We start from the raw sequence: 13404 nt of genomic DNA, 5'->3' as shown, positions 1-13404 counted from the left end.
GGCGAGGGTATTGAATAACTTGATTCTTGGCAGGAGGAGGGAGAAGGCATGGGATTCGGTGTGAGAGTGAAGGTGTGGGGAGAGCGAGCTTGCTTCACCAGACCAGAGATGAAAAGCGAACGGGTGAGCTATGACGTCATCACGCCTTCCGCCGCACGCGGCATCCTGGAGGCCATTCACTGGAAGCCCGCTATCCGTTGGCACATAGATCGCATCCATGTGCTGAACCCGATCCGCTTTGAATCGATCAGGCGCAACGAGGTCGGCAGCAAGATTTCTCCTGCCAGTGTGTCCAAGGCAATGAAGGCGGGTTCCACGCAAGGTCTGTCCAATCATGTGGACCAAGACCGCCAGCAGCGCGCGGCTACGGTGCTGCGTGACGTTGCCTATGTCATCGAGGCGCATTTCGAACTCACGTCCAAGGCCGGCTCGGAGGACTCCGTAGGCAAGCATCTGGATATATTCAACCGCCGTGCACGCAAGGGACAGTGCTTTCAGATGCCTTGTCTGGGCGTGCGTGAGTTTCCGGCGGCCTTCCGTCTGGTTGAGGAGGACGAAGAGATGCCTGCCCGTCATGAAAGCTTGCTGGCTGAGCGGGATCTGGGCTGGATGCTGCACGACATCGACTTTGCCAAGGGCATGGAGCCTCGATTTTTCCGAGCCACCATGATGGACGGCGCCATCGCCGTGCCACCCTGGCATGGCGAGGAGGTCAAATCATGATCTTGCAGGCGCTCGTTGCCTACTACCAGCGGCTATTGGAACGTCGTGAAGAAGGCTTGGCTCCCTTTGGCTATAGCCCCGAGAAGATCAGCTACGAAATCCTGTTGGCCGCTGATGGCCGTGTGGTGCAGGTCAATGACATCCGCGATACCACGGGAAAGAAGCCACAGCCGCGCCTGATGAATGTGCCTCAGCCCGAGAAGAGGACGGTTGGCGTCAAGTCTAACTTTCTCTGGGACAAGACCAGCTATGTGCTGGGCGTGAGCGCCACCAGCAAGCGCGCAGACAAGGAGCACGGAGCCTTCAAGGCCTTGCACCGCGAGCATCTGGCCGGCGCGCAGGATGCGGGCTTGAAAGCGCTGCTGGGCTTTCTCGATGCCTGGACACCGCAGCAATTCGAAGCGCCACATTTCAACCAGGATATGCTCGATGCCAACATGGTGTTCCGCCTTGATGGCGAACAGACCTATCTGCACGAGCGCCCCGCCGCGCAGGCGTTGCGCGCTCGGCTGCTGGTCAGCGACGATGGCGGCGGCGAGGAGTCGGTGGCGACCTGCCTAGTGAGTGGTGAAAGCCAGCCCGTGGCGCGTCTGCATCCTGTCATCAAGGGAGTCAGCGGCGCGCAGAGTTCCGGCGCTTCCATTGTCTCCTTCAATCAGGAGGCCTTCACCTCTTACGGCAAGAGTCAGGGTGACAACGCGCCTGTGTCCGAGCAGGCGGCATTTGCGTACACCACCGTGCTCAATCATCTGCTGCGGCGCAGTGAGCACAACCGCCAGCGCCTTCAGATAGGCGACACCAGCATCGTCTTCTGGGCCGAAGCCGCTGATGCGCAGGAGGCCGAGCAGGCCGAACTGCTGTTGGCCGATCTGCTCGGCGACCGTCCCACGGACGAGCAAGAAACCGCGCGTATTCGGACCGAGCTGGAAAAAGTTCAAAAGGGCCGACCGCTGGGTGACATCGACCCCCGGCTTCAGGAAGACACACGCATGTACGTGCTGGGTCTTGCGCCCAATGCCTCGCGCATCTCCATCCGCTTCTGGGAGGTCGGCACGCTTGGTCTGTTCGCGCGCCGCCTGGCTGACCATGCGGCCGATTTCGCGCTGGACCCGCAACCGTGGAAGACGGCGCCTTCGGCCTACCGCGTGGTGCTGGCCACGGCGCCGCACCGCGAGGGCAGCGCACCCAAGATGGACGACGCCATGAGCAATCTCGTGGGTGAGCTGATGCGCGCGGTGCTTACCGGCCGACCCTATCCACGCAGCCTGTTGGCCAACGTCCTGATGCGCATGCGCAGCGATGGCCATCTATCGGGGTTGCGCGTGGGTATTTGCAAAGGCATTCTGGCGCGCGAGCGCCGCCTGGGAATCAACAGTGACAAGGAGGAGATCCCCGTGAGTCTAGACAAGGAATCCACCAGCCCGGCCTACCGGCTGGGCCGCCTGTTCGCCGTGCTGGAAAGCGCGCAACGTCAGGCCTTGGGCGGGCAGGTCAACGCGACCATCCGCGACCGCTACTACGGCGCGGCTTCGGCCACACCCGCCTCGGTTTTTCCCATGCTGCTGCGCAATGCGCAAAATCATCTGGGGCGCTTGCGCAAGGACCGGCCGGGCGCCGCCGTTGGGCTGGAAAAGGACATCCGCGAGATCGTCGATGGCCTCACCGACAGCTTCCCGCGCAGCCTGCGCATCGAAGACCAGGGCCGTTTCGCCATCGGCTACTACCACCAGTCGCAAAGCCGTTTCAACAAGATGGACCGCAGCGACGACAGCACCGATTCCACCGAAGACACCTCCGAGGAAGCCTCCGCATGACCGCCATCGCTCACCGCTACGAATTCGTTTATCTGTTCGACATCACAAATGGCAACCCCAATGGCGATCCCGACGCTGGCAACTTGCCGCGCCTGGACCCCGAGACCAACCGTGGCTTGGTCACGGACGTCTGCCTCAAGCGCAAGATCCGCAACTTCGTGAGCCTGGACAAGGAAGATGCCCCGGGCCATGCGATCTACATGCAGGAAAAGGCCATCCTGAACAACCAGCACCGCAAGGCCTATGAGGCCATCGGCATCAAACCCGAGGACAAGAAGCTCCCCAAGGATGAAGCCAAGGCTCGCGAGATCACGGCCTGGATGTGCGCCAACTTCTTCGACATTCGCAGTTTTGGAGCCGTCATGACCACCGGCATCAATGCCGGCCAGGTGCGCGGGCCCATTCAAATGGCATTCGCTACCTCCATCGACCCGGTGGTGCCACTGGAGATCTCCATCACTCGCATGGCCGTCACCACGGAAAAAGAAGCCGAAGCCCAGAGCGGTGACAATCGAACCATGGGCCGCAAGCACATCATCCCCTACGGCCTGTATCGCGCCCATGGTTTCATTTCGGCCAAGCTGGCAGAGCGAACCGGATTCTCGAACGAGGACCTGGATCTGTTCTGGCGCGCGCTGATCAATATGTTCGAGCATGATCGTTCCGCTGCGCGTGGCGAGATGGCGGCGCGCAAGCTTATTGTGTTCGAACATGAAAGCGCCATGGGCAACGCGCCCGCGCATGTACTGTTCGATGCGGTCAAGGTCGAGCCGGTGCAAGGGGAAGAGGCCGGCGCGCCACGCCGCTATGAGGATTACAGGGTCCGAGTCGACACGGCTTCTGTGCCTTCAGGAGTGACCGTGCGCGAGCTGATCTGATCAGATACCGATCTTCCGGGAAAAGACATGGACGAAGACGACGTCATTGCCCTGTCGGCGTTGCAGCATTATCTGTACTGCCCTCGGCAATGCGCGTTGATCCATGTCGAGCAATTGTGGGCGGAAAGCAGGCATACCGCTGAAGGCCGCCTGCTTCACGAAAAGGCCGATCAACCAAAAATGGAGCGCCGTAAGGGCGTTCGCGTGGTCACGGCCATGCCGTTGGCGGAAGTACGCCTGGGCATTTCCGGTATTGCCGACGTGGTCGAGTTTCATCAGGAGCCGCACGGCGAGCAGGCATTTCCGGTGGAGTACAAGCGTGGACGCCCCAAGGCGCATCGGGCTGATGAGGTGCAACTGTGCGCCCAGGCCTTGTGCCTGGAGTCGATGCTGGACCAGCAAATCCATGCCGGGGCGCTCTATTACGGCGCCACGCGTCGCCGCGTCGATGTGTGCTTTGACGATGAGTTGCGCCAGCTGACCCTGGATACTATCGCCGCGGTGCGGTCGATGCTGGCGGCGGGTGTGACCCCTACGGCTCAGTATCACCCACGGCTGTGTGACGCCTGTTCATTGCTGGACCTGTGCCAGCCCCGGCTGTTGGGGCGCGACCTAAGCGTCAATGCGTGGCTGGCCCAGCAATGGCCTATGAACGAAGAGGGTACGTCATGCGCAGACAGTTGAATACGTTGTACGTCACCACCGAGGGGGCCTGGTTGCACAAGGACGGTGCCAATATCGTCATGGAAGTGGAGCAGCAGGAACGTGCCAGGTTGCCGGTACACATGTTGGAGGGATTGGTCTGTTTCGGACGTGTGCTGGTGTCGCCTCCGCTGATGGGTTACTGCGCCGAGCAGGGCATATGCACCAGTTTTTTCACCCCTAATGGTCGATTTCTGGCTCGCGTCGAAGGGCCCGTCTCCGGCAATGTGCTACTGCGTCGTCAACAATATCGGGTCAGTGACGATCCGGAGCGCTGTGCGGCCATTGTGCGAAATCTCCTCTTGGGAAAGCTGCATAACCAGCGCGTGGTACTGGGGCGTGCCCTGCGTGACCATGGCGACAAGCTGCAGGACGATCAAGAGTCCGCTCTGGCGCATGCCCACCAGCGCCTGGAACGAATCGCTCACAAGCTGCAAGCGGAAAATGCCAACCTGGATCTGTTGCGGGGGTATGAGGGCGAGGCTGCGCAGGCTTATTTCGGCGTGTTTGACGGCATGATCCGCGTTGATAGTCCTGCCATGCGCTTCCACGGACGGAGTCGGCGTCCGCCGCGTGACGCTGTCAACGCGCTGTTGTCGTTTCTTTACACCTTGGTCACGCATGACTGCCGTTCCGCATTGGAAAGTGTGGGCCTGGACCCCGCAGTGGGGTTTTTGCACAGGGACAGACCGGGGCGCCCAAGCCTGGCGCTGGATTTGCTGGAGGAGTTCCGACCGTTGTTGGCGGATCGTCTGGCGCTATCGCTGATCAACCGCAAGCAGGTGGGTGAGCAGGATTTTCAGTATATGGACAACGGCGCGGTGTTGCTCACCGAGTCCTCGCGCAAGACCGTTCTGGTGGCTTACCAGGAGCGCAAGCGGGAAGAGCTGCGCCATGTGTTCATCGATGAAAAAACCGCCATCGGCCTGTTTCCTTTCATTCAGGCTCAATTGTTGGCGCGACATCTTCGTGGAGACCTTGATGCCTATCCGCCATTTCTGTGGAAGTGAGGTGCGCCCATGATGGTGCTGGTTAGCTACGATGTCAGCAACACGGACACCGGCGGCGCGCGCAGGTTGCGACGTCTTGCCAGAGCCTGCCTGGACTATGGCCAGCGTGTACAGTTGTCTGTGTTTGAAATCGAGGTGGACACGGCTCAATGGGTCGCCCTGAAAGCTCGGCTAGAGGAAACGATCGACCCTGCCCAGGACAGTCTGCGGTTCTACTATCTGGGTCGGCAATGGCGCAATAGGGTCGAGCATGTGGGTACGAAGCCGGTGCTGGATCTGGATGCGCCCTTGGTGTTTTAGGGAGTCTTGCGAACCATAAGTGGCATGGCGTTTCCCTGTGGAGGTTCGCGATTTCGTAAGTGCTTGTTTTTGTTTGCCTATATGATAGGTGGTGACGGCAGCGTGGCGTTTTTGAACTGGCCTGGATGGGGTTCGCAAACGTCGCGCTTTTTTTGTTGCAGTATGAAGGGGTTACGAAGAGGCAGTCGCACCCTGCGTGGGTGCGTGGATTGAAACTACGACTTCGTTTGGAACGTGGAGACTGCGCAAGGAGTCGCACCCTGCGTGGGTGCGTGGATTGAAACAGCTTGGTGGTGTTCGACCCGCCCCACCTACGCCGGTCGCACCCTGCGTGGGTGCGTGGATTGAAACGACTCCAAGGCCAAGGCCGCGGACGCCATCTGCTCGTCGCACCCTGCGTGGGTGCGTGGATTGAAACAGCCCGAGCTGCCATGTGAGTGCATCCTATGACCCAGTCGCACCCTGCGTGGGTGCGTGGATTGAAACTTCCGGCCCACGACGGCGCCGATCACCGCCGCACTGTCGCACCCTGCGTGGGTGCGTGGATTGAAACCTGGCGATTCTGGCGTCTGCGATCAACGACACGAAGTCGCACCCTGCGTGGGTGCGTGGATTGAAACCTGAGAGCCGGTGGGGCGAGATGCTGCCCTATGCGTCGCACCCTGCGTGGGTGCGTGGATTGAAACCACTGCGTCGCCGACGGCGAGTGGTACGCCAGCGCGTCGCACCCTGCGTGGGTGCGTGGATTGAAACAAGCGGCCGTCGTGGCCTACAACGGGGACGCGCAGGTCGCACCCTGCGTGGGTGCGTGGATTGAAACATTTTGATGCCCGCCATGACGTCCTTTACTCGGCGTCGCACCCTGCGTGGGTGCGTGGATTGAAACCAACGGTTTGTCGTGTGAGAGCGCAAATCATAGCGTCGCACCCTGCGTGGGTGCGTGGATTGAAACCCACTGGGGATCAAGCTCGGCTTCGATAGCTTCCGTCGCACCCTGCGTGGGTGCGTGGATTGAAACTGAGCGGTCTGGCCAAGCTCTCCGGAGCGCTTCGAGTCGCACCCTGCGTGGGTGCGTGGATTGAAACCCCCCGTTGACGATGACGCCATTGGCCGCCGGCGGCGTCGCACCCTGCGTGGGTGCGTGGATTGAAACTCGTAGCTACAGGGCGACGGTACGTATCGCGGATGGTCGCACCCTGCGTGGGTGCGTGGATTGAAACGATCCAGATTCTGGCGTCACGACGCTGGACGATGGTCGCACCCTGCGTGGGTGCGTGGATTGAAACCATTCCAATTCCGGCTCGCCGTTGTCCCCGCCGGTGTCGCACCCTGCGTGGGTGCGTGGATTGAAACGTTGCGAAGAGCTTCTGCCTTCATTTCGCTGGGATGTCGCACCCTGCGTGGGTGCGTGGATTGAAACAACAGCAACGGTCGAGCTGGTGCCAACGCCAACTGTCGCACCCTGCGTGGGTGCGTGGATTGAAACAGCATGGCCACGCTGTACCTGAGCAACAAGGACAGGTCGCACCCTGCGTGGGTGCGTGGATTGAAACTTCCAGAGACCCGCCACGTTGACGACTTTGGTGGTCGCACCCTGCGTGGGTGCGTGGATTGAAACGATGACGAGCGGCACCTCTGGCCACACTGGCACTGGCGTCGCACCCTGCGTGGGTGCGTGGATTGAAACATGCGGCAGCTCGCCCGCATCGGCGGCGGCGATGTGGTCGCACCCTGCGTGGGTGCGTGGATTGAAACTGGTGCGCGATCTCGCTAACGTTCTCCGCCTCGTCGTCGCACCCTGCGTGGGTGCGTGGATTGAAACCAGTTGATGTACCGAGAAAGCACAGACCTATGAGCTGTCGCACCCTGCGTGGGTGCGTGGATTGAAACCGGCGAAGAAGGAAATCAAGGCAGATGAGCGGGCTGTCGCACCCTGCGTGGGTGCGTGGATTGAAACTGCTCAGCTGTGGGGTTGCGGCCTTTCATTCGCCGTCGCACCCTGCGTGGGTGCGTGGATTGAAACCCCCCGTTGACGATGACGCCATTGGCCGCCGGCGGGTCGCACCCTGCGTGGGTGCGTGGATTGAAACTCAAGATCTCGAATCGCCCATGCGCTCTGAGCTATGTCGCACCCTGCGTGGGTGCGTGGATTGAAACGCCCATGCGTCCGCAGTCCCAGTGAAACTTGGCAAGTCGCACCCTGCGTGGGTGCGTGGATTGAAACGACGCTGCGAGAACATTGGAAAACGAATTGCGCCGTCGCACCCTGCGTGGGTGCGTGGATTGAAACGTTCAAGGTCAGCCCATAAAAAGCTGCCCCGCCGGCGTCGCACCCTGCGTGGGTGCGTGGATTGAAACGGCAGTCTTTCCGCGGGTCGCAGGCGGAAATCTGGACGTCGCACCCTGCGTGGGTGCGTGGATTGAAACGGGATCGATCAGATAGACGGTCCCGGCGTCGCACTCGTCGCACCCTGCGTGGGTGCGTGGATTGAAACTCCAGCATCCATTCCGTAGCCAGCTCGAAAAGATCGTCGCACCCTGCGTGGGTGCGTGGATTGAAACGATGGTGGACTCGGAAGCTGGCCGAACGCCATCGTACGTCGCACCCTGCGTGGGTGCGTGGATTGAAACCCGACACAGTAGACACACTCCCCATCCCCGTGGGCGTCGCACCCTGCGTGGGTGCGTGGATTGAAACCAGGCCGCTGCCGTTATCGAATGGGCCACCAAGTAAGTCGCACCCTGCGTGGGTGCGTGGATTGAAACAGCATGCCCTGCTGACCGCACAGGAGCGCGCCGAGGGTCGCACCCTGCGTGGGTGCGTGGATTGAAACGGCCTAGGCCCACCCACTCGGCCGCTTGCGCGCTGGTCGCACCCTGCGTGGGTGCGTGGATTGAAACCGTGCGCTCGCAAGCATGGTTACGCCGTTTGCGTTGTCGCACCCTGCGTGGGTGCGTGGATTGAAACTCGACGAAGAAGTGCAGAAATCCGGCGGTGATCGTCGCACCCTACGCGGGTGCGTGGATTGAAACAACAACATCTACTTTTCGCATGATCTGACCGAGTACGTCGCACCCTACGCGGGTGCGTGGATTGAAACACGCCATCGGCGCCGACCTCGCGGAACAGCAGGCGTCGCACCCTACGCGGGTGACCGAGGCTGTTGCGTCCACCGCAACCTGTCATAGCCGACAGCCGTGACGCTGGATTCATGACTGTCAGTCAAAAGTGTTTGCCACGGAACTGAGTTTTTCCGCAATGATTCTCCCGTCATACTGCGCCCATCTCTCCTAAGGGTTTCCACGCATACAGCCGCCGTCCAGCCGTCCAGCCGCGCGACTCGCCCCGGGACCCAACGACTCCAAGGAATAGCGCATGACAACCCCCGAACCCCCCGCCAACAAGGGCGGCCTGCCCCTGCTGGCCCTCGCCGTCGGCGCCTTCGGCATCGGCGTGACCGAGTTCTCGCCCATGGGCCTGCTGCCCGTGATCGCCGAAGGCGTGAACGTTTCCATTCCCAGCGCCGGCATGCTGGTCAGCGCCTACGCCATCGGCGTGATGCTGGGCGCGCCGCTGATGACGCTGGCGTTGTCGCGCTGGTCGCGGCGCAAGGCGCTGATCGCGCTGATGGCGATCTTCACGCTGGGCAACCTGCTGTCGGCGATGGCGCCCAACTACACCACGCTGCTGTTGGCGCGGCTGGTCACCAGCCTGAACCATGGCGCCTTCTTCGGCCTGGGTTCGCTGGTGGCGGCCAGCGTGGTGCCGCGTCACAAGCAGGCCAGCGCGGTCGCGACCATGTTCCTGGGGCTGACCATCGCCAACGTGGGCGGCGTGCCGGCGGCGACGTGGCTGGGGCAGGTGATCGGCTGGCGCATGTCCTTCGCCGCCACCGCCGTGCTCGGCCTGGTGGCGATGCTGGCGCTGTGGACCGCGCTGCCGGCCGGGGAGGCGGGCCGCCGTCCGGACCTCAGGCGCGAGCTGGCCGTGCTCAAGAGCCCGGTGGTGCTGGTGGCGCTGTTGACCACGGTGCTGGGCGCCGGCGCGATGTTCACGCTGTACACCTATGTGGCGCCGACGCTGGCCGAACTGACCGGTGCGTCGCCCGGCTTCGTAACCGCCATGCTGGTGCTGATCGGCATCGGCTTCACCATCGGCAACACGGCGGGCGGGCGTTATGCCGACCGCTCGCTGGACGGCAGCCTGATCGCATTCCTGGTGCTGGTGATCGCGGACATGCTGGCCTTTCCGTGGCTGGCGTCCACCCAGGTCGGCGCGGCCGTGGGCCTGTTGATCTTCGGCTTCGGCACCTTCGCCGTGGTGCCGCCGCTGCAGATGCGCGTGATGCGCGCCGCCACCGAGGCACCGGGACTGGCCTCGTCGGTGAACGTGGGCGCCTTCAACCTGGGCAATGCGCTGGGGGCGGCGGCCGGCGGCGCGGTGATCTCGGCGGGCATGGGCTATGCGGCGGTGCCGGTGGCCGGCGCGCTGATCGCCGTGGCCGGGCTGGCGCTGGTGCTGCTGCAACGCGCCAGCAACCAGCGCCGCAAACTGGCCGCTCAGGCCTGCTGAGGGGCGTACTCGCCGGTGCTTCGCTGCGGGGTTTCCTGCCTGTCGATCAGGTCGGGCAGGCTCGGGAACCGCATGCTCGGGTGCGGACTCTGCTTGCGCAATACCATTGCGCCGCCCGCGTCGTGTCCAGGCAAGCCCCCGGGCCTGAGACAGGCGCGGGGGCGGCGGATCAGGCTTCGATCCGCTCCACCTTGCCCACCAGCAGGATGTACGACAGCGCGCCCAGCAGGGCCAGCGAGGACACGTACACGATGGCGGGCGCGAAGCTGTCCTTGGACACAAGCAAGCCGATCACGATCGGGGTGCAGATGGACGACAGGTTGCCGACGAAGTTGAACACCCCGCCGGTCAGGCCCAGCAGCCGCACCGGCGCCAGCGCCGACACCAGCGACCAGGTGATCGAGGCCAGCCCGTTGCCGAAGAAGGCCACGGCCAGGAAGAAGATGACCCAGGGCGTGGAATCGGTGAAGTTGGCGCCGATCATGGACGTGGAGATCAGCAGGCCCAGGATGATGGGCAGCTTGCGCGCCAGGCCCACCGTGGCGCCGCGGCGGATCAGAAAGTCCGACAGCACGCCCGAGCACAGCACGCCGATGAAGGCGGCCAGGAAGGGCACCGAGGCCAGGAAGCCCGACTTGATGAAGTCCATGCCGCGGTACTTCACCAGATAGGTCGGGAACCAGGTCAGGAAGAACCAAAGCGTCGAGGTCAGGCAGAACTGGCCCAGGTACACGCCCCACAGCTTGCGTTGGGACATGACCAGACCGAGGTCGTTCCAGTTGAAAGGCGCTTTCTTTCGCCGCCGGGCCGCTCCAAGGCGAAAGGCGCCCCCTTGGGGGGCAGGAAGCCCGTCTTGCGGGCGCGCCGTGGGGGCATCTTCCTCGGTCACGCGCTTTTCCAGGTCGACCACGCCGCCGCCTTTCTGGATCAGCTCGATCTCGGCCGCGTTGGCGCCCTTGAACTGGCGCGGCTCGCGATACACCATGAACCACACTACACCCCAGATAATGCCCAACAGGCCCGTGCTGACGAACACCATGTGCCAGCCGTAGTGGTGCTGCAGCCAGGCCAGCACCGGCGTCAGGAAGGCCAGGCCGACGAACTGGCCGGACGTGTAGAAGCCGATGGCGGTGGCGCGTTCCTTTTCCGGGAACCAGGTGGTGACGACGCGGTTGTTGATCGGATACGCGGGCGCTTCCAGCGCGCCCACGGCCAGGCGCAGCACGAACAGCACGATGAAGCTGCTGGCGAAGCCCATGAAGAACGTGGCGGCGGACCACAAGATCAGCGCGGCGGCGTACAGCACGCGCGGCGCCACGCGGTCCACCAGCCAGCCGCCGGGAATCTGCATGGCGGCATAGGTCCAGCCGAAGGCCGACAGGATCAGACCTTCGTGCACGGTGTCCAGCCCGAACTCGTCCTTGAGCGCGGGCGCGGCGATGGACAGGTTGCTGCGGTCCAGGTAGTTGATCACGACAGTGATGAACAACATCACCATGATGAGGTAGCGGCTGCGGGTCGGCCGCTGGGCGCCTTGCGCGCCCAGGTGGGTGGCGGTGGTCAAGGGGGTCTCCTCTCTCGCGTTCCTCTATCGGCCTACCATTCGGCGAAGCTGCCGTCGGCGTGGCGCCAGACGGGGTTGCGCCAGCGGTGGCCGACGGCGGCGCGTTCCTTGACGTATTCCTCGTTGACCTCGATGCCCAGGCCCGGCCCCTGCGGGATCATGACCATGCCGTCCTGGTAGGCGAACGCCTCGCGGTTGCTGACGTAGTCCAGCAGGTCGTTGGCGGCGTTGTAGTGGATGCCCAGGCTCTGTTCCTGGATGAAGGCGTTGTAGCAGCCGGCGTCGATCTGCAGGCAGGTGGCCAGCGCGATCGGGCCCAGCGGGCAATGCAGCGCCAGCGCCACGTCATAGGCCTCGGCCATGGCGGCGATCTTGCGCGTTTCGGTGATGCCGCCGGCGTGCGACGGATCCGGCTGGATGATGTCCACATAGCCTTCGGACAGCACCCGCTTGAAGTCCCAGCGCGAGTACAGCCGCTCGCCCAGCGCGATGGGCGTGGACGTCAGCGGCGCCAGTTCCTTGAGCGCCTCGTAGTGCTCGCTGAGCACGGGCTCCTCGATGAACATCAGCTTGTACGGGTCCAGCTCCTTCATCAGCACCTTGGCCATGGGCTTGTGCACGCGGCCATGGAAGTCCACGCCGATGCCTACGTTGGGGCCGACCGCGTCGCGCACGGCAGCCACGTTCTCCAGGCACTTCTCGACCTTGTCGAACGAATCGATGTATTGCAGCTCTTCGGTGCCGTTCATCTTCACGGCGGTGAAGCCGCGCTCGACCGCGCTCCTGGCGGCCGCGGCGGTGTCGGCCGGGCGGTCGCCGCCGATCCACGAATACACGCGGATGCGGTCGCGCACGTTGCCGCCCAGCAGCTGCGACACGGGCACGCCCAGGTGCTTGCCCTTGATGTCCCACAGCGCCTGGTCGATGCCGGCCAGCGCGCTCATGTGGATGGCGCCGCCGCGATAGAAGCCGCCGCGGTACAGCACGGTCCAGTGATCCTCGATGTTGCGCGGGTCCTTGCCGACCAGGTAGTCCGACAGTTCCTCGACCGCGGCCGCGACCGAGTGCGCGCGGCCTTCCACCACGGGTTCGCCCCAGCCGACGATGCCGGCGTCGGTCTCGATCTTCAGGAAGCACCACCGGGGCGGCACGATGTAGGTGGTGAGCTTGGTGATCTTCATGCTTGGGTCTCCTGGGCGGGATAGGCGCGTTGCCAGGCGGCGACGAATTCGCGCGCGCGCTGGCCGGTTTCGGCGGCCGTCTGGCCGGGCTTGTACAAGGCGGAGCCCAGGCCGAAGCCGCTGGCGCCCGCCTGGGCATAGGTGGACAGGTTGTCGGGCGTGATGCCGCCCACCGGCACCAGCGCGACGGGCGGGCGCAGCACGGCGCGCCAGGCCTTGAGCACGACGGGGCCGAGCTGTTCGGCGGGGAACATTTTCAGCACGTCGGCGCCCGCGGCCAGCGCGGCATAGGCCTCGGTGGGCGTGGCCACGCCGGGGCTGGAGGCCAGGCCGGCGGCCTTGGCGGCGCGGATCACGGCGGGGTCGCTGTGCGGCATGACGATGATCTCGCCGCCGGCGTCCTTCACGCGAGCCACGTCGGCCGGATCCAGCACGGTGCCGGCGCCGACCAGGCAGTCGGCCGGCAGCGCGTCGCGCATGGCGCGGATGCTGGCGAACGGTTCGGGCGAATTCAGCGGCACTTCGATCAGCCGGAAACCGGCGGCGTAGAGTTCGCGCGCGGTGGCGGCCGCGTCGGCGGGCGTGATGCCGCGCAGGATGGCGATGAGGCCGCAATGGGCCATGGCGGTTTGCAGACCGGGATGCGTCATGGATGGGCT

Annotated in this window: 10 protein-coding genes and 1 CRISPR repeat array; of the genes, 7 read left to right on the top strand and 3 right to left on the bottom strand. The window is 63.7% G+C overall.

The genetic code is table 11. The features are described 5' to 3' along the window. The first annotated feature begins 48 nt into the window (after positions 1–48). The 7 genes from cas5c to C2U31_RS01365 all read left to right on the top strand — a co-directional run bounded on the left by cas5c (position 49) and on the right by C2U31_RS01365 (position 10000). The gene (gene cas5c / locus C2U31_RS01395) at positions 49–723 is read left to right on the top strand and encodes a type I-C CRISPR-associated protein Cas5c (protein ID WP_103271226.1); all 675 of its coding nucleotides are present in this window, start codon (positions 49–51) and stop codon (positions 721–723) included. Next, positions 720–2537, top strand: a complete 1818-nt coding sequence (gene cas8c / locus C2U31_RS01390) for a type I-C CRISPR-associated protein Cas8c/Csd1 (protein WP_103271225.1) — start codon at positions 720–722, stop codon at positions 2535–2537. Before cas5c ends, cas8c begins: the two co-directional genes overlap by 4 nt. Further along, positions 2534–3415, top strand: coding sequence for a type I-C CRISPR-associated protein Cas7/Csd2 (cas7c, locus tag C2U31_RS01385; protein ID WP_103271224.1), 882 nt, complete (start codon positions 2534–2536; stop codon positions 3413–3415). The genes cas8c and cas7c overlap by 4 nt, the downstream gene beginning before the upstream one ends. Before the next feature lie 27 nt (positions 3416–3442). Next, positions 3443–4099 (top strand): CRISPR-associated protein Cas4, encoded by a 657-nt coding sequence (gene cas4 / locus C2U31_RS01380; protein ID WP_103271223.1) that lies wholly within the window; start codon positions 3443–3445, stop codon positions 4097–4099. After that, entirely contained in the window at positions 4084–5127 is a 1044-nt protein-coding gene (cas1c, locus tag C2U31_RS01375) for a type I-C CRISPR-associated endonuclease Cas1c (RefSeq protein ID WP_103271222.1), read from the top strand. Before cas4 ends, cas1c begins: the two co-directional genes overlap by 16 nt. 9 nt (positions 5128–5136) lie before the next feature. Continuing rightward, positions 5137–5427 (top strand): CRISPR-associated endonuclease Cas2, encoded by a 291-nt coding sequence (gene cas2 / locus C2U31_RS01370; RefSeq protein WP_103271221.1) that lies wholly within the window; start codon positions 5137–5139, stop codon positions 5425–5427. Positions 5428–5611: 184 nt separating this feature from the next. Next, positions 5612–8581: a CRISPR direct-repeat array (repeat unit 32 nt; unit sequence GTCGCACCCTGCGTGGGTGCGTGGATTGAAAC). A 222-nt stretch (positions 8582–8803) separates the two neighbouring features. Further along, a complete protein-coding gene (locus C2U31_RS01365) occupies positions 8804–10000 on the top strand; it encodes an MFS transporter (protein WP_103271220.1) in 1197 nt (398 codons plus the stop codon). Positions 10001–10169: 169 nt separating this feature from the next. Here the strand turns inward: C2U31_RS01365 and C2U31_RS01360 are convergent, their stop codons facing one another. The 3 genes from C2U31_RS01360 to C2U31_RS01350 are packed head-to-tail and all read right to left on the bottom strand — an operon-like array spanning position 10170 to position 13395. Then, positions 10170–11564: an MFS transporter gene (locus tag C2U31_RS01360; RefSeq protein ID WP_103271219.1), complete on the bottom strand. Its 1395-nt coding sequence runs from the start codon at positions 11562–11564 to the stop codon at positions 10170–10172. A 32-nt stretch (positions 11565–11596) separates the two neighbouring features. Beyond that, entirely contained in the window at positions 11597–12745 is a 1149-nt protein-coding gene (dgoD, locus tag C2U31_RS01355; protein WP_103271218.1) for a galactonate dehydratase, read from the bottom strand. Continuing rightward, positions 12742–13395 carry a 2-dehydro-3-deoxy-6-phosphogalactonate aldolase gene (locus C2U31_RS01350; RefSeq protein WP_103271217.1) on the bottom strand — a complete coding sequence of 218 codons (654 nt, stop codon included), beginning with the start codon at positions 13393–13395 and terminating at the stop codon, positions 12742–12744. Before C2U31_RS01350 ends, dgoD begins: the two co-directional genes overlap by 4 nt. Positions 13396–13404: the final 9 nt, after the last annotated feature.

It is taken from the genome of Achromobacter sp. AONIH1 (assembly GCF_002902905.1).
Lineage (GTDB): Bacteria > Pseudomonadota > Gammaproteobacteria > Burkholderiales > Burkholderiaceae_B > Achromobacter.
This window is presented reverse-complemented; position numbering and strand designations above follow the sequence as displayed.

Coding starts and splice junctions, on each gene's coding strand:
- cas5c (WP_103271226.1), top strand. CDS start 49: ATGGGATTCGGTGTGAGAGTGAAGGTGTGGGGAGAGCGAGCTTGCTTC.
- cas7c (WP_103271224.1), top strand. CDS start 2,534: ATGACCGCCATCGCTCACCGCTACGAATTCGTTTATCTGTTCGACATC.
- cas8c (WP_103271225.1), top strand. CDS start 720: ATGATCTTGCAGGCGCTCGTTGCCTACTACCAGCGGCTATTGGAACGT.
- cas2 (WP_103271221.1), top strand. CDS start 5,137: ATGATGGTGCTGGTTAGCTACGATGTCAGCAACACGGACACCGGCGGC.
- dgoD (WP_103271218.1), bottom strand. CDS start 12,745: ATGAAGATCACCAAGCTCACCACCTACATCGTGCCGCCCCGGTGGTGC.
- C2U31_RS01350 (WP_103271217.1), bottom strand. CDS start 13,395: ATGACGCATCCCGGTCTGCAAACCGCCATGGCCCATTGCGGCCTCATC.
- cas1c (WP_103271222.1), top strand. CDS start 4,084: ATGCGCAGACAGTTGAATACGTTGTACGTCACCACCGAGGGGGCCTGG.
- cas4 (WP_103271223.1), top strand. CDS start 3,443: ATGGACGAAGACGACGTCATTGCCCTGTCGGCGTTGCAGCATTATCTG.
- C2U31_RS01365 (WP_103271220.1), top strand. CDS start 8,804: ATGACAACCCCCGAACCCCCCGCCAACAAGGGCGGCCTGCCCCTGCTG.